General features: G+C 50.3%; 20 protein-coding genes and 1 pseudogene. 18 read left to right on the top strand and 3 right to left on the bottom strand.

Features of this window, described 5'->3' with window-relative positions; genetic code table 11:
• The first annotated feature begins 124 nt into the window (after positions 1 to 124).
• The 4 genes from FMF02_RS04845 (at position 125) to FMF02_RS04830 (ending at position 2,698) form a co-directional block, all read left to right on the top strand.
• Positions 125 to 547 carry a dihydrofolate reductase family protein gene (locus FMF02_RS04845; RefSeq protein WP_004291474.1) on the top strand — a complete coding sequence of 141 codons (423 nt, stop codon included), beginning with the start codon at positions 125 to 127 and terminating at the stop codon, positions 545 to 547.
• 238 nt (positions 548 to 785) lie between these two features.
• Positions 786 to 1,391, top strand: coding sequence for an RteC domain-containing protein (locus tag FMF02_RS04840; RefSeq protein ID WP_010538249.1), 606 nt, complete (start codon positions 786 to 788; stop codon positions 1,389 to 1,391).
• A 103-nt stretch (positions 1,392 to 1,494) separates the two neighbouring features.
• Complete coding sequence (locus tag FMF02_RS04835) at positions 1,495 to 1,974, top strand: Panacea domain-containing protein (RefSeq protein ID WP_010538250.1); 480 nt, start codon at positions 1,495 to 1,497, stop codon at positions 1,972 to 1,974.
• Entirely contained in the window at positions 1,943 to 2,698 is a 756-nt protein-coding gene (locus FMF02_RS04830) for a UU032 domain-containing protein (RefSeq protein ID WP_004293874.1), read from the top strand. The genes FMF02_RS04835 and FMF02_RS04830 overlap by 32 nt, the downstream gene beginning before the upstream one ends.
• Before the next feature lie 52 nt (positions 2,699 to 2,750).
• On the opposite strand, the gene mobC is transcribed toward FMF02_RS04830, so the two are convergent.
• From mobC to mobA, 3 genes are read right to left on the bottom strand one after another with little or no spacing between them, the layout of a single operon-like run.
• Positions 2,751 to 4,760 (bottom strand): conjugal transfer protein MobC, encoded by a 2,010-nt coding sequence (gene mobC / locus FMF02_RS04825; protein WP_010538255.1) that lies wholly within the window; start codon positions 4,758 to 4,760, stop codon positions 2,751 to 2,753.
• 29 nt (positions 4,761 to 4,789) lie between these two features.
• A complete protein-coding gene (gene mobB / locus FMF02_RS04820; protein WP_010538256.1) occupies positions 4,790 to 6,037 on the bottom strand; it encodes a conjugal transfer protein MobB in 1,248 nt (415 codons plus the stop codon).
• On the bottom strand, positions 6,016 to 6,444 hold the full coding sequence (gene mobA / locus FMF02_RS04815) for a conjugal transfer protein MobA (RefSeq protein WP_010538257.1): 429 nt from the start codon (positions 6,442 to 6,444) through the stop codon (positions 6,016 to 6,018). The genes mobB and mobA overlap by 22 nt, the downstream gene beginning before the upstream one ends.
• Before the next feature lie 421 nt (positions 6,445 to 6,865).
• Here mobA and FMF02_RS04805 point away from each other — a divergent pair, with 421 nt between their 5' ends.
• The 14 genes and pseudogenes from FMF02_RS04805 to traM all read left to right on the top strand — a co-directional run bounded on the left by FMF02_RS04805 (position 6,866) and on the right by traM (position 19,714).
• Positions 6,866 to 7,915 carry a ParA family protein gene (locus FMF02_RS04805; protein WP_004291492.1) on the top strand — a complete coding sequence of 350 codons (1,050 nt, stop codon included), beginning with the start codon at positions 6,866 to 6,868 and terminating at the stop codon, positions 7,913 to 7,915.
• Positions 7,916 to 7,917: 2 nt separating this feature from the next.
• Complete coding sequence (locus FMF02_RS04800) at positions 7,918 to 8,358, top strand: DUF3408 domain-containing protein (RefSeq protein ID WP_004291503.1); 441 nt, start codon at positions 7,918 to 7,920, stop codon at positions 8,356 to 8,358.
• A gap of 2 nt (positions 8,359 to 8,360) precedes the next feature.
• On the top strand, positions 8,361 to 8,714 hold the full coding sequence (locus FMF02_RS04795) for a DUF3408 domain-containing protein (protein ID WP_004291505.1): 354 nt from the start codon (positions 8,361 to 8,363) through the stop codon (positions 8,712 to 8,714).
• 16 nt (positions 8,715 to 8,730) lie between these two features.
• A complete protein-coding gene (locus FMF02_RS04790) occupies positions 8,731 to 9,459 on the top strand; it encodes a hypothetical protein (protein WP_004304280.1) in 729 nt (242 codons plus the stop codon).
• Positions 9,460 to 9,660: 201 nt separating this feature from the next.
• Positions 9,661 to 9,978: a DUF4134 domain-containing protein gene (locus FMF02_RS04785; protein WP_002560983.1), complete on the top strand. Its 318-nt coding sequence runs from the start codon at positions 9,661 to 9,663 to the stop codon at positions 9,976 to 9,978.
• Positions 9,979 to 9,988: 10 nt separating this feature from the next.
• The gene (locus tag FMF02_RS04780) at positions 9,989 to 10,321 is read left to right on the top strand and encodes a DUF4133 domain-containing protein (protein ID WP_004291514.1); all 333 of its coding nucleotides are present in this window, start codon (positions 9,989 to 9,991) and stop codon (positions 10,319 to 10,321) included.
• A pseudogene (locus tag FMF02_RS04775) lies at positions 10,318 to 12,705 on the top strand (TraG family conjugative transposon ATPase); the annotation flags it as partial. The gene FMF02_RS04780 and the pseudogene FMF02_RS04775, both read left to right, overlap by 4 nt.
• A 580-nt stretch (positions 12,706 to 13,285) precedes the next feature.
• Positions 13,286 to 15,109: a reverse transcriptase domain-containing protein gene (locus FMF02_RS04770; protein ID WP_007840013.1), complete on the top strand. Its 1,824-nt coding sequence runs from the start codon at positions 13,286 to 13,288 to the stop codon at positions 15,107 to 15,109.
• Between the two features lie 260 nt (positions 15,110 to 15,369).
• Positions 15,370 to 15,750 (top strand): DUF3876 domain-containing protein, encoded by a 381-nt coding sequence (locus tag FMF02_RS04755; RefSeq protein ID WP_004291516.1) that lies wholly within the window; start codon positions 15,370 to 15,372, stop codon positions 15,748 to 15,750.
• 23 nt (positions 15,751 to 15,773) lie between these two features.
• The gene (locus FMF02_RS04750) at positions 15,774 to 16,403 is read left to right on the top strand and encodes a DUF4141 domain-containing protein (RefSeq protein WP_004304283.1); all 630 of its coding nucleotides are present in this window, start codon (positions 15,774 to 15,776) and stop codon (positions 16,401 to 16,403) included.
• A gap of 3 nt (positions 16,404 to 16,406) precedes the next feature.
• Positions 16,407 to 17,411, top strand: a complete 1,005-nt coding sequence (traJ, locus tag FMF02_RS04745) for a conjugative transposon protein TraJ (protein WP_004291518.1) — start codon at positions 16,407 to 16,409, stop codon at positions 17,409 to 17,411.
• 31 nt (positions 17,412 to 17,442) lie between these two features.
• Positions 17,443 to 18,066, top strand: a complete 624-nt coding sequence (gene traK / locus FMF02_RS04740) for a conjugative transposon protein TraK (protein ID WP_004291519.1) — start codon at positions 17,443 to 17,445, stop codon at positions 18,064 to 18,066.
• Positions 18,067 to 18,093: 27 nt separating this feature from the next.
• Positions 18,094 to 18,381: a TraL conjugative transposon family protein gene (locus FMF02_RS13775; RefSeq protein ID WP_018697145.1), complete on the top strand. Its 288-nt coding sequence runs from the start codon at positions 18,094 to 18,096 to the stop codon at positions 18,379 to 18,381.
• Complete coding sequence (gene traM / locus FMF02_RS04735; RefSeq protein WP_004291521.1) at positions 18,362 to 19,714, top strand: conjugative transposon protein TraM; 1,353 nt, start codon at positions 18,362 to 18,364, stop codon at positions 19,712 to 19,714. The genes FMF02_RS13775 and traM overlap by 20 nt, the downstream gene beginning before the upstream one ends.
• The last annotated feature ends 16 nt before the right edge of the window (positions 19,715 to 19,730 follow it).

Genomic DNA, 19,730 nt, shown 5'->3' with positions numbered 1-19,730 from the left:
ATGCTATGCTTACGCATAGCGTGCATTCACGTACTCTCCGTAAAGGCTTTACCAGAGCCATCGCTTGAAGGTAGTGTGAATTGCACGCTACTTTTTTACCCTTGCCTAACGAAAGGAAACGATTATGGGTAAAGTTCAGATTCTCGCCGTACTGACGATGGACGGATGTCTTTCTTCAGAGTTATATGATAAAGCACATCAGGATTTGTGCCTTGACCGTTGCGGTCTTGATGAAATCAGGAAGAAAGCCTTTTACCGTGTGACACCGGACTATTCCATTTCAATGCTGCACGAATGGAGAAAAGACTGCACAAACATCCGTTACCTCGCGGAAGCCACACCGGACACGGCAGACTATATAAACGGACTGCTGCGGATGCACGCTGTGGATGAAATCATACTATACACCGTTCCTTTCATATCCGGAAGCGGACGACATTTTTTTAAGTCGGCTCTGCCAGAGCAACACTGGACGCTTTCCTCTTTGAAAAGCTATCCCAACGGTGTATGTCGCATTATCTATATCCTTGATAAAAAAGCAAGATAGCCAAAATGTGCGGCAAGCATACATTTCTATTTTCAGGAATAGAATAAATGTTCTGATTACAAACAATTTAAGTCGGAGATTATTTGTCCTTGTGAAAAAATACTGAATTTTACACCTCTGAAATCCAGCACTTTGTAAAATTGAGTGTTGGATTTTTTATTTTCTGCCGCGTTTTTTGCCAATTATATTCATGTGCGCACGCAGAAAACAAAGTGTAATTTTCAAAATTGACAGAACCATGAATTATTTCTTGCTGGCGGAAACCGATTTTTTCCGCCTGATAAACGAAGCCGGCGACTGCAATATGGAAACGGCATACACGGCTTTCGCCACCCAAGTGATCGAACTGTGCAACGGCGGCATGGACATGAACCTTACCGTCATCGCGCTTGCCTACATCGAAATCGAGTTGCAGCACCATCCCGTACGTAATCTGTCAGAAGAAAAAAGAGAGATTGCCGCCTACGTCAGCAAGGCTCTGTCTTTCGTAAGAAAGATGCAGAAATTCCTTGCCACGCCCCAAGTGCCGCCACTGATATCCGCCAACAACACAACAGAAACCGCCACCAGCCTCCTGCAATGGACGGGCAATGCCATCGACCTCGTGGAACTTATCTACGGCATCGACGAGATGGGCTGCATCAACAACGGCAACATGCCGCTCAAACAGCTTGCCCCGCTCCTTTACAAGATATTCGGGGTTGAGTCGAAGGACTGCTACCGTTTCTACACCGATATCAAACGCCGGAAGAACGAAAGCCGCACCTACTTCCTTGACAGAATGCAGGAGAAATTGAACGAGAGGATGCTGCGCGATGATGAGTTGGATCGTATGAGGAGATAAAAAACAAATTCATTAGAATAAATCACATCAATTCAATTCATTATTTTGTTATATTAGAAAAAGATATTAACTTTGCATTGAAATTGATATAGTCATAATTCAGATGAACTCAATACACGATATAACAGACTACATTATCTTACGAGTAAAATCGGAAGATAGATTTGCGTCTTTAATAAATTTAAAGTTGCAGAAGTTATTGTATTATGTTCAAGCATGGTCTTATGGTATCAATAAAAAACCTATGTTTGACGGCGAGTTTGAAGCATGGATTCATGGTCCGGTAAATCGAGAAATCTACAATCGATTTAATTCTACAAAATATCTCTATTCAGAAATCAATATTGATGATTGCATGAATCACAATGTGAGTTTATCATCAGAAGACGCTGAATTCATTGACTTTATATTGGAGAATTATCTTAAATATAGCGGTGCTGAATTAGAACGATTGTCCCACAATGAGATGCCTTGGATTAAAACACGTGGAGATTTAAATGTAAATGAGCGTTGTGACAAGGTTATTACTCCAGAACTAATGATTGAGTATTATGGGAAAAAATGGGAAACTATTAAATCTTAATTCAGATTCTCCTAAATACGGAAACAAATCATTAGTTACCAAAGAACAAGAAAATGAGTTAAAGAGAAGGAAGATAACTTTTTCCTTCTCTTACTTTAAGCAGATACCTAATTTTCAGATTGGAGAGTGTTCTAAGGGATGGCATATTGGGCTTCTTGAAAGATTAGGTGCTTTGGGTACTATGACACCGCAAGAAGTATTAGAAGAAAATAGAGGTAGTATTGCATTAAGATGTCATCCAATAGATTGGAGTGCTAAAAACATTCCTATTCAACGAAAAGATTTAGATTGGCTACCAAAAGAAATATTGGACAATGAGACAGATTTTCCAATAATGCAATTTTCGATAACAAAAAGTACGGGGCGTATTGTAGGTTATTTTGATCGGGATTCTTCTATATTTCACATAGTATTATTAGATCCTGAACATAATATACAACCGGCAAAGAAAACTAATTATCAAATACAACCAACTACAAAAGGGTTATCTCAATATGATGATTTATTAAATAAGTTGGAACGAATTAAAAGTATCGTATCAGATTGTTCTGATAAAAAGTGCAAATTGCATTCACATATTAGTGTTATAGAAGAATTACATGACAATATTGTTTATATAGGACTTGATAATGACTTCTATAGCACTTATCAAGAAATCTTAAAGAAAATTCCATTGCAAAAAATTTTGGAAAACGGAATCTTAGTAAGTATGGATAATGCTTAAGTTCTAAAAAAATGAAGAAAGGTTTATGGTAAGCCTTTCTTCATTTTTTTATTTACTTCTGCTGCAACAGATATTTCAGGTTATCATCGCCCGCGATGCGCTCCAGTTCCTCCTGCACAATCTGCTTCACCTCTTCCTTGATACGCCGGTAGTTCGCCTGCACCGTTTCTTTCATGCGGTCGTTGCCGTCCTCGTCCGTGAAATCGGTAATGACCGGAATTTTCTTGTAGGCACGTTCCTCCCGCTTCACCTTCTCGGCATCCACCACAATCTCGCAGTGAAAAATTTTCTGTTCGATACGTTCGTTGAAGTTGTCGGACACCGAACCGACAAACATTCCCTGCGTCAGACCGGAAATCTTGCTCGGCGGAATGAGCGCATCCATCTGCGTGTTGATGGAGGTGGAAACATCCTGCCGGTTGATGGAGATAGACTGCCGTTTCTGCAACACCTTACCGAACCGTTCCGATAGTGTCTTTGCCGTTTCACCTACCACCTGCCCGGAGAAAATGTTACCGACCGTATTCATCACCACTTTCGCCTCCTTATCACCGTAGTCGCGCACCAGCTGGCTGAAATCCTGAAATCCCAGACACACGGCAACCTTGTTGCTTCGGGCGGTGGCTATAAGGTTGTCCAACCCCTTGAAGTATATCGTGGGCAGCTCGTCGATGATGACCGATGACTTCAGCATTCCCTTCTTGTTGATGAGCTTCACGATGCGGGAGTTATACAATCCGAGAGCCGCCCCGTAGATGTTCTGACGGTCGGGATTGTTGCCCACGCATAGGATTTTCGGCTCTTCGGGATTGTTGATGTCCAGCGTAAACTCGCTGTCCGACATCACCCAGTAGAGCTGCGGTGAAATCATCCTCGACAGCGGAATTTTTGCCGACGCTATCTGCCCCATGAGCTGCTCCGCAGCCCCTCCGAGCCAAGCATCCATGAACGGGGAAAGGTAATTCTCCAGTTCGGGATAGGAAGTCAGTATCGGAAAAATATCCTCGTAGCGGCGGTTCAAAAACTCGATGGCATGGGGAAACGTGCAATACTTCCCGTTCTGATAGATTTTAAGATACCATATAATACTGGCGAACAAAATGATAGGTGACTCCACGAAGAAGTCGCCCTGCTTTTGCACCCACGTTTTATTGAGGTTGAGCATTATTGTATAGGCACTCTCGTAAGCGTCTGTAATATCCTCCATGAAATCCGGGTGAATGGGATTGCAACGGTGTGAGCGTCGCGGGTCGTCGAAGTTGATTACATAGAATTTCGGCTTCACCTTGTAGCCCTCCGGATTATTCATCAGATGGTTATATGCGATGGTCGAAAGGTCGGGATACTTGAAATCGTAGATGTATTGGCTAAAGCCCTTCTCAATCTGTTGCTTGATAAAATTGTTTACAACGGCGTATGACTTTCCGCTGCCCGGCGTACCCAACACGATGGACGCACGGAAGGGATTAACTACATTGATCCAACCGTTGTTCCAGCGTTTCCTGTAATAGAAACGTGTCGGCAGATTGACCGAATACTCGCTTTCGATGAGCCTTGTTTCCTGCATGAAACTCTCGTTCTCGTTGTTGAAAACATCCTCCATCAGATTGTGTTTCAACAGACGGCTCATCCACAGACCGCCCATCAAAAGGCAGACATAGCCCGTACCGATGGTAAGGATATACAGCCCCGTCACCGCTTCAACCGGCAGCGGCAGAGCCAGTATCCACCAGTTCAGGAAAAACAGCACGAACCCGGCGGCGAGTGTCGTCCAGATTTTACGCCATGTGATTTTCTCGCCCTTGACACCTTTCGTTCCTAAGCACGACAGCGCAAGCAACAGGACGGCGAACAGCTTCGTGTACAGAATGGAACGGAACAGCCCCGCCGTGCGGTCGAAGTTCATCAGGATTTTATCCACCACACCGATGTTCACGCCCCACAGCCGGATGGCTTCGTAACAAAACCAGTACACGTTCATGACCACCAAAATGATACTCACGGCACGCAGAAAATCCATGATTTTCGCCAATGCCCTCAAATCGTCTTCTTGTTGTGACATACATTGATTTTTAATTGTTGATACTCTGATTACATACCCAAGCCCTTGCGCTTTTTCTTCTTTTTGCGCTTCATCGCCCGGATGAAAGCCTCTTCCTCGGCATCGGTCGCCGGACCTTCGGGAGTGAGCAAGCCCATTCCGCCCGATACGTCTGCACCGTTGTATGCGGTCTGCCCGTGTGCCTTGTCCACGGCATCCACCGGGATGGAGAGCGGTATCGGCGGTTGTCCGGCGTATGGCAGGGTGAAGTGTTCCTGCAAGGTATTCGCCGAAAGTTCCTTGCCCATACGCGAACCGTTCAGCACGCATCCTGTGCGGTGGTCGATGAAGGTAGCCCCGTAGATGCGCCCTTCCTCCGTGTAGCGCAACACGGTGTCGATGCCCTTCTCTTTGAGTTGGGACACAAATTTGTCCTTGTCATAAGTGCCTTGCAGCACGGAAAGAACGGTGCGTTTCGTCATGTCGGCGAGTTTCCTGTCCTTGATCTCCAGCTTGGAACGGGCAAACTTATTCTGTACGGCTTCATAGCCGACGTACTTCCTGAAAAGCGAGGACTTGAACGGGTTGCCCACCTTGTCGCCCTTGTCGTCCGTGACGGAATAGACCAGCCCGTGATACTCCCGTCCGCGCACGTTGCCCCTCGCTTCCTCCACCGTCAGGTTATAGATGGAAAGGAGCGCACGGTATTCGCCCATCGTCTGGAAACGGTACTGCCCGTTCAGAGCTTTTAGGGTGTTACCTACCTGCTTCTTCACCTCACCTGCCGATGCGTCCACCTTGCTTAGCGGCGTGTCAAGGCGTCGGTTCCTGCGCTCCGCATCGTGCAGACCATATTTCTTTTCCAGCTCACGGGTAATCTGCTTGCTACGATAGTAGTTGTTCCGGTCACTGATACATTGCCCGTTCTCGTCCACCCGCACCGTCACTATGTGCAGGTGGTGGCGGTCGATGTCCTCGTGCTTAAAAACAAGATAAGGCTGGTTGCCGAAACCGAGTTTTTCCAGATACTCGCGGGCTATATCCTGCAATTCCGCATCGGTCAACACATCCTCCGGATGCGGGTTGAGCGAAATATGCACCACCGGCTTCTCCACCTTCATCTGTGGCGGCATGAAGGTGAGAAAACCCTCCATCGCCTTGTTGATGTCCACCTTTCCCGAACCGTCATTGTAGATGCGGTTGGTCGTAAGCAACCGCCCCTGCGCCTCGTTAATCTTCTCCCCGTTATAGGCAATCGCGCCGTACAACGAGTTTCCTACACTGATTTTTGCGACCATTTCGCCTCCATTTCCCTTGAAAGTTCCACAATCCGACGGCTCAGTTTCACGAGTTCGACGGTGTATTGCTCCAGTTTATAGAGCAACGCCATCGCCTTTTTCTCGGAAAAATGCAGTCTCAGTTCCTTCACTACCTGGTTGTAATTCGTACCCACGGCGCGGAACTGCGCATGAAAATCCGACAGCTTGGTGTAATAGTCCACCAGCGTCTTGTCCACCTTCAGCACCTTGAACGGTTGCCCGAAGAAGTGCGCCTTGAGGAAAACCGACCGTGCATAGACACCCGATTTTCCGAACATGGCGAGGAAACGGTTGTGTTCCTCCTCGTTGAAACGGACGGTGTACCGGTACACCGCCGGATCAAGTTTGGGATTTCTCCCTGCTTTGCTTTTCCTTTTCTCTTTCATATTACTTTGGATTTAGCGGATTGACGGCATAAGCCGCCGCTTCGGGTCACAGCACCGCAGTTCTGAAAGGCTTCCCGACTTCGGAGGGAAAGCCCGCCCCCTGCAAAGGCAAGGCGTTTTCCGGGATGCTCAAAATATTTTGAGCGGCTGAAAACATACCTTGCTATGTTCAGGTGAACATAAAAATCCGTCAGGGGACGGATTGGGAAAATACCTTTCAGGACTCCGGGCCGCGCGTCATCGGCGAACCCTGCTGTCCGGGTGCAAAGTTACGCCCTTAAAGCGGTATCGGACAGATGCTTGACCCGGTCAATGACTGCCAACCGGCGCAACGTGCCGCCACTTGCCGGAGAAGTGATACAGGTTCCAAAATATACTTGTTTATTTGCAGCATGATTCAAGAAACGAACGATTTGAAGATATGATAAACGGAACATTCAAATACCCGGAAATCCGCTTCTTCGGATACTTGCCGAAACGGATACCCGAACCGTCGGAAACCCGGTTCTCCGACAATTCGGTGACGTATGGATTCAATGACTTCATGACGCAATGTCGTCAATCACCATTTGTCCGACGCACCGCTTCACCACAGAACCGGATACGCGACGACCCGCCTGCGTGTGTAGTCACGGAAGCGGATGGTGCGACAGCCAAATCCGTATGGAAACAGAAAAACAAATCATCAACAATTAAAATAAATGGAACTATGAGTAAGGAAATCTTCGTTGCATTCGCAACACAGAAAGGTGGCATCGGCAAATCCACTGTCACGGCACTTGCCGCCAGCTACCTGCACAACGTGAAAGGCTACAATGTCGCCGTCGTGGACTGCGACGACCCGCAGCACAGCATCCACGGGCTGCGCGAACACGAAATGGGGCTTATCGACAGCAGCACCTACTTCAAGGCTCTCGCTTGCGACCATTTCCGCCGGATCAAAAAGAACGCCTACACCATCGTCAAAAGCAATGCGGTGAACGCCCTCGACGATGCCGAGAGGATGATTGCCACTGAGGACGTGAAACCCGACGTGGTGTTCTTCGACATGCCCGGCACACTCCGAAGCAACGGCGTGATAAAGACGCTCTCGCAGATGGACTACATTTTCACTCCGCTGAGTGCCGACCGCTTTGTCGTGGAGAGTACCCTGAAATTCGTCACGATGTTCCGCGACAGGCTGATGACTACCGGACAGGCGAAAACAAAGGGGCTGCATCTGTTCTGGACGATGGTGGACGGCAGGGAGAGGAACGACTTGTACGGCATCTACGAGGAAGTGATAGCCGAAATGGGCTTTCCGGTACTTTCCACCCGCTTGCCCGACAGCAAGAAGTTCCGCCGTGACCTTTCGGAAGAGCGCAAGAGCGTTTTCCGCTCCACCATCTTCCCGATGGACACGGCACTGCTGAAAGGGAGTGGCATCCGGGAGTTTTCCGAAGAGATAAGCGACATCATCAGACCGCAGTGAGCATGGGCAGCAGGAAAGTGAACACGGAAGGCATCGACGAGGAACTGCTGTTAGCCTCCATCGGGCGGCGCACACAGGACGGGACACTGCGCCCCGCACAGGAAGTACCCGCAGCTGCACCGACCGAAGAGGACACCGCCGCACCGGAACCATCTCCTGTGCAACCCGTAACACGGGAAAAAGCGCAGAGGGAAAGTGGACGCCGGAAAAGGCAGGACGAGGACTACAACGAGCTATTCCTGCGCCGCAACGAGATAAAGACCCGCCAATGTGTCTATATCAGCCGTGACGTCCACGGCAAGATCCTCAGAATCGTGAACGACATCGCCGGAGGGGAAATCTCAGTAGGCGGATATGTGGATACCGTGCTGCGCCAGCATCTGGAACAGCACAAGGAGAGAATCAACGAACTGTACAAGAAACAACGTGAAGATCTGATTTGAAAATGGAAAAAGAAATGACACCGAATGAAAAAAGACCACAGCAAGACTGCGGAGGTATGTTTACCCAAGTGCAGGCGAGTGTGGAAATACTGTCGCCTGTCCCGGTAAGCGGCAAATGCAGTGAGAAGGACTATGAACGCCTGTTCATCCGCGACCCGGAAGTAAAGGCACGTGAGGGGAAGATGGCGTATGTGCGCCCGGAGTACCACGAGCGTATCATGCGTATCACCCGTGTAATCGGGCATGACCGGCTTACGCTGTCCGCTTACATCGACCATGTGCTGACGCACCACTTCAACCAGTGCGAAGATGCGATAAAGAGCCTTTATGCCCGAAATTACAATTCAGTATTCTAACCAAAAACGGAAGGATATGAATTACACAATCAGCATGACAGACATTCTGCTGGCGGTATCGGTCGGCTGCAACCTCTGGTTCCTGTTCCTGCTCCTTTACGAGCGCATCATGGACACGCGGATTGTCCGCTTCTTCAAGGGCATTGTCGGATTATGGCGGTCACTGGACGGGAATGAGGCTAAACGCATAGCGGCACACGAGGAAGTCCCTGCGGAAAAGGCGGACATCATCGGCAAGAGCCGTTTCAGGATGGCATCCACCCGGACAACCGCTGCCATACCGACGCAAGAAGCCGCCACTATTGAAAAAGGCATTGAGCTGTCGGAGGAAGAGGCTACTTTTGACGACGGAAAAACGGGAAACGCATCCCGCCCGGCACAAGTCCCGGAGGAAAAACTCGATGAGACCTTCACGAGCATACCGCCGGAGGAACTGGGATACGGGGACGACGAACCGGAAGAGGACGCCTCGGACACGCCACGGGCTTCGGGCAGCAGCTTTGACGAGATTGACGACGCCTGCAAGACCGCCAAAAACCCGGACGCGACACAGGCGGAACGTGAAAAGGCGGCTAAGGTGTTCACCGACATGGAGGGCACGGAGTTGTACGAGAAAATGATGGAAGGCTCTTCGGAGATAGGCATCCGCATCAAGGGGCTTATCGAGATTCGGCTGAAGAAATCTGAAAAGGAGTTCGTCGTGCCGGACAACATCGAGGAGTTCGACATTCGCAACTATGTATGACAACAATAAAAGAAATGAACATGAAAGAATGACATCAACCCACGCGGCGAGGAAACGCAAGGCGCATCCCCATCCGCAACGGACACGCCCACGTCCGTGGAAACAAACGGGCATCCACTAAAACCAAAGTAAAGAAACAAAGTATCAACCGCCCGACAAAGGACCATCCACCCTTTTGACGGCAAAAAACAAGAACAGTTTATGAACAAGAACATCTTGAAAAACAGAAAAGCAATCCTCTCCGCGGCACTTGTCATCGCCGCAACCGCCTCCGCTTTCGCGCAGGGAAACGGCATCGCGGGCATCAACGAAGCCACCTCTATGGTGAGTTCTTATTTCGACCCCGGAACTAAACTGATATACGCCATCGGTGCAGTCGTCGGGCTTATCGGGGGCGTAAAAGTGTACGGCAAGTTTTCATCGGGCGACCCCGACACCAGCAAGACAGCCGCCTCGTGGTTCGGCGCGTGCATCTTCCTGATTGTTGCCGCCACCATCCTGCGCTCATTCTTCCTTTAATAAATAATGTATGGCTGAATACCCAATCAACAAGGGTATCGGCCGTCCGGTAGAGTTCAAGGGCTTGAAGGCACAGTACCTCTTCATCTTCTGCGGAGGTCTGCTGGCTCTCTTCGTCCTGTTCGTCATCCTCTACATGGTCGGTATCGACCAGTGGATATGTATCGGCTTCGGCGCGGCATCGTCCTCCCTCCTTGTATGGCAGACCTTCGCGCTGAACGCCCGGTACGGTGAACACGGGCTGATGAAATTAGGAGCGGCACGGAGCCATCCCCGATACCTTATCAACCGGCGGCGGATAACCCGTCTGTTCAAACGACAACGAAAGGAAGAAAGACAATGAGGAATACATCGAAAATGACAACACTGGAAAACAGGTTCCCACTTTTAGCGGTGGAGCATGGCTGCATCATCTCAAAGGACGCCGACATCACGGTGGCTTTCGAGGTGGAACTACCGGAACTTTACACCGTGACGGGTGCGGAGTACGAGGCGATACACAGTTGCTGGTGCAAGGCTATCAAGGTGCTGCCGGACTACTCCGTCGTCCACAAACAGGACTGGTTCATCAAGGAACGCTACAAACCGGAGCTTCAGAAGGACGACATGAGCTTTTTAAGCCGCTCTTTCGAGCGTCACTTCAACGAGCGTCCGTACCTGAAACACACCTGCTACCTCTACCTGACCAAGACAACAAAGGAGCGTAACCGGATGCAGAGCAATTTCAGCACGCTGTGCCGGGGACATATCATCCCGAAGGAGCTGGACAGGGAAACCACGACCAAGTTCTTGGAAGCCTGCGAACAGTTCGAGCGCATCATGAACGACAGCGGGCTTGTCAGGCTGCGCCGCCTCTCCACCGATGAGATTGTGGGTACTGAGGGAAAGACGGGACTTATTGAACGCTACTTCTCGCTCATGCCGGAAGGTGACACCACCTTGCAGGACATCGAGCTTTCGGCAAGGGAGATGCGCATCGGCGACAACCGCCTGTGTCTGCACACCCTCTCCGACGCGGAAGACCTGCCGGGCAAGGTGGCTACCGACACCCGTTACGAGAAGCTCTCCACCGACCGGAGTGACTGCCGACTGTCATTCGCCTCCCCGGTGGGGCTTCTGCTCTCCTGCAACCATATCTACAACCAGTATGTGCTGATAGACAACAGTGAGGAAACCTTGCAGAAGTTCGAGAAGTCCGCCCGTAACATGCAGTCGCTATCTCGCTATTCAAGGAGCAACAGCATCAACCGCGAGTGGATAGACCAATACCTGAACGAAGCCCATTCCTACGGACTGACCTCGGTACGGGCACACTTCAACGTCATGGCGTGGAGCGACGATGCGGAGGAACTGAAGCATATCAAGAACGACGTGGGCAGCCAGTTGGCAAGCATGGAATGCGTGCCGCGCCACAACACCATCGACTGCCCGACACTCTACTGGGCGGCGATACCCGGCAATGCGGCGGACTTCCCGGCGGAAGAGAGTTTCCACACCTTCATCGAACAGGCGGTGTGCCTGTTCACAGAGGAAACCAACTACCGCAGCTCGCTCTCGCCCTTCGGCATCAAGATGGTGGACAGGCTCACGGGAAAACCGCTGCACCTTGACATCTCCGACCTGCCCATGAAGCGAGGTATCACGACCAACCGCAACAAGTTCGTGCTGGGTCCTTCGGGCAGCGGCAAGTCTTTCTTCATGAACCACCTCGTGCGCCAATATTATGAGCAAGGCGCACATGTGGTATTGGTGGACACGGGAAACTCCTATCAGGGCTTGTGCGGCATGATCCGACGCAAGACAGGCGGAGCGGACGGTGTGTATTTCACCTACACGGAAGATAAGCCCATCAGCTTCAACCCGTTCTACACCGACGATTACATCTTCGACGTGGAGAAGAAGGACAGCATCAAGACCCTGTTGCTGACGCTCTGGAAGTCGGAGGACGACAAGGTGACAAAGACGGAGAGCGGCGAGCTGGGCAGTGCCGTGAGTGCCTATATTGAGCGCATCCAATCCGACCGTAGCATCGTGCCGTCGTTCAACACCTTCTACGAGTATATGCGTGACGACTACCGCAAGGAACTGGCACAGCGTGACATCAAGGTGGAGAAGTCCGACTTCAACATCGACAACATGCTCACCACCATGCGGCAGTATTACCGGGGCGGGCGTTACGATTTCCTGCTCAACTCCACGGAGAACATCGACCTGCTCGGCAAGCGGTTCATCGTCTTCGAGATAGATTCGATTAAAGAAAACCGCGAACTGTTCCCCGTCGTGACCATCATCATCATGGAAGCCTTCATCAACAAGATGCGGCGGCTGAAAGGCGTGCGGAAACAGCTTATCGTGGAAGAGGCTTGGAAGGCCCTCTCATCGGCGAACATGGCTGAATATCTGCGCTATATGTATAAGACGGTCAGAAAATATTACGGCGAGGCAATCGTGGTGACGCAGGAGGTGGACGACATTATCAGTTCTCCGGTGGTCAAAGAGAGCATTATCAACAACTCGGATTGTAAAATCCTGCTTGACCAAAGGAAATATATGAACAAGTTCGACCAGATACAGGCGTTGCTCGGACTGACGGAAAAGGAGAAGTCGCAGATACTCTCCATCAACATGGCGAACAACCCTTCACGGCTCTACAAGGAGGTGTGGATAGGCTTGGGCGGCACGCAGTCGGCGGTCTATGCCACGGAGGTCAGCGCGGAAGAGTATCTGGTGCGCCCGTAAAGGGAATTTGACGAATGTCGCTTTGGCAAGCGACTGGGCAAGTGTTTAAAATGCCCATTAACAACCGCTAACCGGAGGGGAAAACCCCACAAGGGAACATAGCACGCTGGTAAAGCCATAAGTCAGCCAACTGTCAGGCTGCGACCGAATGGCAAGTTAAAATGATAGATATGAGGATAAAGCCTGTATTGGTTGAACGATAGTCTGAGCAGTCGTATCCTTGGACAATGACGGAAGACAGTTGAATAATTCTTCGGAATTATGCCGTCATGTTGCGGTACTACACTGATGAGAGGTAGCAGGAGTAGCATAAACTTACCGCAAGGCAACTACCATAAGTAGTAAAGGACGAAAGTCGTATCCGACAATCTATCAAGCCAAATAGTCGTCAAATTTCTAAACGGGGATTGCCTAAACCGGAAAGCCAGTTGTAGGGCTATGGGGTCTGCCCCTGAATATCCGGCATGGCAACGGAGCTTCCATAGTAGTCTGAGCAGGGTAACGCCCTGTACATGGCGAAAGGGAGCAGCTAATTAAGTTTAACAATTTAAAGGAAGATGTGAGAGACATGAGAAATCCAGAAAATGTGTTGAACAGTCTGAGTAAACACAGCGGTAACTTGAACTATAAGTTTGAGCGGCTGTATAGAGTGCTGTTTAACGAAGAAATGTTTTATGTAGCCTATCAGAATATTTACAGCAAGACAGGCAACATGACGGCAGGAGCTGATGGTAAAACCATTGACGGAATGAGCATTGACCGAGTTGAACAATTGATTGATAGTCTAAAAAATGAGACTTATCAGCCTAACCCGTCCAAAAGGACGTATATACCTAAGAAAAACGGGAAAAAACGTCCGCTTGGCATACCCTCTTTTGATGATAAGCTGGTACAGGAAGTAGTTAGAATGATACTTGAAGCAATCTATGAAGGTAGTTTTGAACATACTTCACATGGGTTTCGTCCCAAACGAAGTTGTCATACTGCTCTTATAGATATACAAAAGACATTCACTGCCGTGAAATGGTTTATTGAAGGCGATATTAAAGGATTCTTCGACAATATCAATCATGACGTATTGATTAATATTCTTCGGGAACGTATCGCTGACGAAAGATTTTTGCGGCTTATCAGAAAGTTCCTGAATGCCGGATATGTGGAAGACTGGGTATTTCATAGAACGTACAGTGGAACTCCGCAAGGCGGGATTATCAGCCCAATACTGGCTAATATCTACCTTGACAAGTTCGACAAGTACATCAAGGAATACATCAATCGGTTTAATAAAGGGAAAACGAGAAAAGGCGATGCTCGATACAAGCTATACGAACAGCGGAGATACCGACTGGCAAAGAAACTAAAGAATGAGAAAGATGTAAAGGTAAGGGAACAGATGACCGCTGAAATTAAGCGGCTACGAGAAGAACGGAACAACTATCCGGCACGTAATGAAATGGACAGCAGTATCAAACGGTTAAAATATGTGAGATACGCAGATGATTTTCTGATTGGAATTACCGGTAGTCTGGAAGACTGTAAAACAGTAAAAGAGGATATTAAGAACTATTTGAACGAAACTCTTAAACTGGAACTGTCAGACGAAAAGACGCTGATAACCAATGCGCAAAAACCAGCGAAATTTCTCGGATATGACGTATTTATCCGCAGGAGTAATGATTTACGCAAGGATAAGTTCGGTAGAACGGTTAGGGCATTCGGACACAAGCCTGTCTTGTATCTGAATTTTGAAACGATGCGGAAGAAACTCTTTGATTATAAGGTCGCAAGAATAGCGGTTGTCAATGGTAAAGAGGTTTGGAAATCTATCGTCAGAACGTACATGCTGAACTTGGATGACTTGGAAATAGTCAGTCAGTTCAATGCCGAAATCCGAGGGTTCTATAATTACTACTCAATAGCCAATAATAGCTATGTCATCAATTCTTTCTATCACATTATGTCATACAGCATGTATAAGGTATTTGCGAACAAATACAAATCATCTGTAAAGAAAATACTTCTGAAATATAAAAAGAATAAGGTTTTCCAAGTGGCATATGAAAATAGTAAGGGTAAGACACTTTATCAATCATTCTATCATGATGGTTTCAAACGCAAAAAGGTTGCAGGTAATATTTACTGTGACACTATTCCACGGACAGTTTCTATAACAGGTGGACGTAACAGCCTTATGGAAAGGCTGAAACTCCAAGTCTGCGAATTATGCGGTGCTACCGATAAACTCGAAATGCATCACGTTCGCAAACTTAAAGACTTGAAAGGTAAATCCGACTGGGAAAAGAGAATGATAGCCCGAAGACGAAAAACTTTGGCTGTCTGCTCAAAGTGTCATGCAAAGATAGACCCTGACCGAAGAATCAGACTGAATTAATTAGTGGAGAGCCGGATACAGGGAGACTTGTAAGTCCGGTTCGGAGGCGAGTACTCGGAAACCTATCATAGAAATATGACAAGGCGCTGGGTGCTTAGCCTACGCGTACACCACCGAGGAAACGGAAAAAGTGGAGGTTTACCGTCTGGCGGAGAAGCTGGGCGACGACATCGAAGCCGCCATCCGGCAGCTTGCCGAAAGGCGGAGAAACAAGGAATAACTAAAAAACAGAATGTATCAACCAAAAAAGAAAAACGCGTATGAATTTACCAAAAGTGAAAATGCTGCAAGTCAGCAAGTGCCTTATCGGATTGGCGGTCATGATGCTGCAATCCTGCGACGTGGCCGACAACCGCCGCGACATGCTGTGCGGGAACTGGGAGAGCGTGGAGGGAAAACCTGACGTGCTTATCTACAAGGAGGGCGAAGCCTACAAAGTGACGGTGTTCCGTCGTAGCGGTCTGCGCCGCAAGCTCAAGCCGGAAACCTATCTCTTGCAGGAGGAGAACGGCAACCTGTTCATGAACACCGGCTTCCGCATCGACGTGTCCTACAACGAGGCCACGGATGTGCTGACTTTCTCGCCAAACGGGGACTATGTGCGGGTGAAGCCGCAGCCGGGACATCCGACCGAAGAATAACAACCACTAAAATCCAAAGTAACATGAGAACAAGAATAACAATGATTATCTGCCTGTGCCTGCTTTTCGCGGGCAGGGCAAGCGCACAGTGGGTCGTAAGCGATCCGGGCAATCTAGCGCAGGGCATCATCAATGCCTCCAAAAACATCATCCATACCTCCAAGACCGCCACGAACATGGTGAGCAACTTTCAGGAGACGGTGAAAATCTATCAGCAGGGCAAGAAGTATTACGATGCCCTCAAATCGGTGAACAATCTGGTCAAGGACGCCCGCAAGGTGCAGCAGACCATCCTGATGGTGGGCGACATCACAGACATCTATGTGAACAGTTTCCAACGGATGCTCCGTGACGGGAATTTCAGACCCGAAGAGCTTTCCGCAATCGCTTTCGGCTACACGAAACTGCTGGAGGAAAGCAACGAAGTGTTGACGGAACTCAGGAACGTGGTGAACATCACCACGCTCTCCATGACCGACAAGGAGCGCATGGACGTGGTGGAACGCTGCCACTCGAAGATGAAGCGTTACCGCAACCTCGTGAGCTACTACACGAACAAGAACATCTCCGTGAGTTACCTGCGTGCGAAAAAGAAGAACGACCTCGACCGCATCATGGGGCTGTACGGGAACATGAACGAAAGATACTGGTAGCCTATGAAGTTCGACAACCTTCATCAGATTTTACGTTCACTTTATGAGCAGATGATGCCGCTGTGTGGGGACATGGCTGGTGTGGCGAAAGGCATCGCCGGGCTGGGTGCGCTGTTCTACGTCGCCTACCGGGTATGGCAGTCGCTGGCGAGAGCTGAACCGATAGACGTATTCCCGATGCTCCGTCCTTTTGCCATCGGTCTGTGCATCATGTTCTTCCCGACTGTGGTGCTGGGCACGATAAACAGCATCCTCTCACCCGTCGTACAGGGCACGGCAAAGATGCTGGAGGCGGAAACGCTGGACATGAACCGATACCGGGAGCAGAAGGACAAACTGGAATACGAGGCGATGGTACGCAACCCCGAAACCGCCTACCTCGTGTCCAACGAGGAATTTGACAAGCAACTGGAGGAACTCGGCTGGTCGCCCTCCGACATGGTGACGATGGCGGGAATGTATATCGACCGGGGAATGTACAACATGAAGAAGAGCATCCGCGACTTCTTCCGCGAGATACTCGAACTGCTGTTCCAAGCCGCCGCCCTCGTGATAGACACCGTCCGCACCTTCTTTCTCGTGGTGCTGGCGATTCTCGGTCCGATAGCCTTCGCCCTGTCGGTATGGGACGGTTTCCAAAACACGCTCACGCAGTGGATATGCCGCTATATACAGGTCTATCTGTGGCTACCGGTATCGGACATGTTCAGCACCATACTGGCGAAGATACAGGTTCTGATGCTGCAAAACGACATCGAGCGGATGCAGGCAGACCCGAACTTCTCGCTGGATTCGAGCGACGGGGTGTATATCGTATTCCTCTGCATCGGCATCATCGGCTACTTTACCATTCCCACCGTTGCGGGCTGGATTATCCAAGCCGGAGGCATGGGCGGTTACGGTCGCAACGTGAACCAGATGGCGGGACGAGCCGGAAGCATGGCGGGCAGCGTGGCGGGTGCAGCCGCAGGAAACGCAGTCGGACGTGTCGGCAAATTGCTGAAATAATCAATGTGCAATCATAAATTGGAAAATATAAATGGAATTCAAATCACTTAGAAACATCGAATCGTCGTTCAGGCAGATACGCCTGTTCGGTATCGTCTTCCTCTCGCTGTGCGCCGTGGTGACGGTGTGGAGCGTGTGGAACTCCTACCGTTTCGCAGAGAAGCAACGGGAGAAAATCTATGTGCTGGACAACGGCAAGAGCCTGATGCTCGCCTTGTCTCAGGATTTGTCGCAGAACCGCCCGGCGGAGGCACGGGAACATGTGCGCCGTTTCCACGAGATGTTCTTCACGCTATCACCTGAAAAAAGCGCGATTGAACACAACGTGAAACGTGCCTTGCTGCTGGCGGACAAGAGCGTGTACCACTATTATTCGGACTTCGCGGAGAAGGGGTACTACAACCGCATCATCGCCGGGAACATCAACCAAGTGCTGAAGGTGGACAGCGTGGTGTGCGACTTCAACGCCTATCCCTACCGTGCCGTGACCTACGCCACACAGAAAATCATCCGGCAGAGCAACGTCACCGAGCGCAGCCTCGTGACCACCTGCCGCCTGCTGAACGCATCGCGGTCGGATGACAACCCGAACGGTTTTACCATCGAGGGTTTCACCATCATTGAGAACAAGGATTTACAGACTATCAAACGGTAACAGGACATGAAAAGTATCAGAAAATCAATGTGGGGCATGTATTGGAAACTCCACGACAAACGGAAACGCTTGGCGGCAAGTCTCAAAGGGTATCTGGACGGCTTGCCGCCGGAAACACGCCGCCGCATCGTGCTGGGGATGTTCGCCGCCTTCGCGGTGCTTGCCCTTTACACCTTCGGCAGAGCCGTCTATGACATCGGCAGGAACGACGGCTCACATATGGAAACGGGACACGCCGGACGGGTGGAACTGCCGACCCCGGCGGAAACAGGCAATCACTTAACACCTTATTTATATGGAACAGACAAAGAATGAACCGACGAAAGAGAACAAAGCTGCTCCCGAAACGGGGAAACCGAAAAAGGAGCGCGAACCGCTGACAGAGGCGCAACGGCTGAAACGGCAGAAGATGATCGTGCTGCCCGCTATGGTGTTGGTGTTCATCGGGGCGATGTGGCTGATATTCGCCCCGTCCTCCGGCAAGGAGCAACCGCCGGGAACGGACGGATACAACACCGAGATGCCCGACGCTGACAAGGCGAACCGGCAGATTATCGGCGACAAGCTGAAAGCCTACGAGCATGGGGAGATGGAAGAGCGTCAGGAGAGCCGCAACCGTGCCATCGGGCAGCTGGGCGACATGTTCGACCGCGAGATAGCGGGAACGGAGAACGGAGTGGACTTCGACCTCGCCAATCCGGGCGGCAAGGAAGAAAGGGCAAAGCCAGCCACGCCGCAGACCATCCAGTCCTCCGCAGCCGCCTACCGTGACCTGAACGCCACGCTCGGAAACTTCTACGACCAGCCGAAAAACGACAATGCGGAGATGGACGAATTGTTGGAGCGCATCGCATCGCTGGAGTCGGAACTGGAAAGCGAGAGGGGCAAGGCTTCCTCTATGGACGAGCAGGTGGCTCTTATGGAGAAGTCCTACGAGCTGGCGGCAAAGTACATGGGCGGTCAGAACGGAGGACAGCCATCGGCGGAACAGAGGGCAGAGCCAACTACCGTGCAGAAAGGGAAGAAGAACAAGGCAATGCCTATCAGACAGGTGGAGCATCAAGTAGTTTCTTCACTCTCACAGCCTATGAGTAACGCGGAGTTTGTCGCCGCCTTATCGCAGGAACGCAACCGGGGTTTCAACACGGCTGTCGGCACGGCGGAGGTATTGGACAGGAACACCATACCGGCGTGCGTGCATGGGGCGCAGAGCGTGACGGACGGGCAGACGGTAAGGCTGCGCCTGCTGGAGCCTATGGCGGTGGCAGGCAGGACAATACCCCGGGGTGCGGTGGTGGTCGGCACGGGCAAGATACAGGGTGAGCGGCTCGACATCGAGATTACCTCGCTGGAATACGACGGCACGATTATCCCCGTGGAGCTTGCGGTCTATGACACGGACGGACAGCCCGGCATCTTCATCCCGAACTCGATGGAGATGAACGCCGTCCGGGAGGTCGCCGCCAACATGGGCGGCTCGCTGGGAAGCAGCATCAACATCTCCACCAATGCCGGGGCGCAGCTCGCCTCCGACTTGGGCAAGGGGCTGATACAAGGCACGAGCCAGTACATCGCCAAAAAGATGCGAACCGTCAAGGTGCATCTGAAAGCCGGGTACAGGGTCATGCTTTACCAAGAAAAATATTGAAAACAATAAAAATTAC

Source organism: Alistipes communis (genome assembly GCF_006542665.1).
Lineage (GTDB): Bacteria > Bacteroidota > Bacteroidia > Bacteroidales > Rikenellaceae > Alistipes > Alistipes communis.
The sequence above is the reverse complement of the archived record's forward strand: the minus strand, read 5'-3'. Positions and strand labels throughout refer to the sequence as shown.

Coding starts and splice junctions, on each gene's coding strand:
- mobB (WP_010538256.1), bottom strand. CDS start 6,037: ATGGTCGCAAAAATCAGTGTAGGAAACTCGTTGTACGGCGCGATTGCC.
- mobC (WP_010538255.1), bottom strand. CDS start 4,760: ATGTCACAACAAGAAGACGATTTGAGGGCATTGGCGAAAATCATGGAT.
- FMF02_RS04805 (WP_004291492.1), top strand. CDS start 6,866: ATGATAAACGGAACATTCAAATACCCGGAAATCCGCTTCTTCGGATAC.
- FMF02_RS04830 (WP_004293874.1), top strand. CDS start 1,943: ATGGGAAAAAATGGGAAACTATTAAATCTTAATTCAGATTCTCCTAAA.
- FMF02_RS04840 (WP_010538249.1), top strand. CDS start 786: ATGAATTATTTCTTGCTGGCGGAAACCGATTTTTTCCGCCTGATAAAC.
- FMF02_RS04780 (WP_004291514.1), top strand. CDS start 9,989: ATGGCTGAATACCCAATCAACAAGGGTATCGGCCGTCCGGTAGAGTTC.
- traM (WP_004291521.1), top strand. CDS start 18,362: ATGGAACAGACAAAGAATGAACCGACGAAAGAGAACAAAGCTGCTCCC.
- FMF02_RS04770 (WP_007840013.1), top strand. CDS start 13,286: ATGAGAAATCCAGAAAATGTGTTGAACAGTCTGAGTAAACACAGCGGT.
- FMF02_RS04845 (WP_004291474.1), top strand. CDS start 125: ATGGGTAAAGTTCAGATTCTCGCCGTACTGACGATGGACGGATGTCTT.
- FMF02_RS04835 (WP_010538250.1), top strand. CDS start 1,495: ATGAACTCAATACACGATATAACAGACTACATTATCTTACGAGTAAAA.
- traJ (WP_004291518.1), top strand. CDS start 16,407: ATGAAGTTCGACAACCTTCATCAGATTTTACGTTCACTTTATGAGCAG.
- FMF02_RS13775 (WP_018697145.1), top strand. CDS start 18,094: ATGTGGGGCATGTATTGGAAACTCCACGACAAACGGAAACGCTTGGCG.
- traK (WP_004291519.1), top strand. CDS start 17,443: ATGGAATTCAAATCACTTAGAAACATCGAATCGTCGTTCAGGCAGATA.
- FMF02_RS04790 (WP_004304280.1), top strand. CDS start 8,731: ATGAATTACACAATCAGCATGACAGACATTCTGCTGGCGGTATCGGTC.
- mobA (WP_010538257.1), bottom strand. CDS start 6,444: ATGAAAGAGAAAAGGAAAAGCAAAGCAGGGAGAAATCCCAAACTTGAT.
- FMF02_RS04800 (WP_004291503.1), top strand. CDS start 7,918: ATGGGCAGCAGGAAAGTGAACACGGAAGGCATCGACGAGGAACTGCTG.
- FMF02_RS04795 (WP_004291505.1), top strand. CDS start 8,361: ATGGAAAAAGAAATGACACCGAATGAAAAAAGACCACAGCAAGACTGC.
- FMF02_RS04785 (WP_002560983.1), top strand. CDS start 9,661: ATGAACAAGAACATCTTGAAAAACAGAAAAGCAATCCTCTCCGCGGCA.
- FMF02_RS04755 (WP_004291516.1), top strand. CDS start 15,370: ATGAATTTACCAAAAGTGAAAATGCTGCAAGTCAGCAAGTGCCTTATC.
- FMF02_RS04750 (WP_004304283.1), top strand. CDS start 15,774: ATGAGAACAAGAATAACAATGATTATCTGCCTGTGCCTGCTTTTCGCG.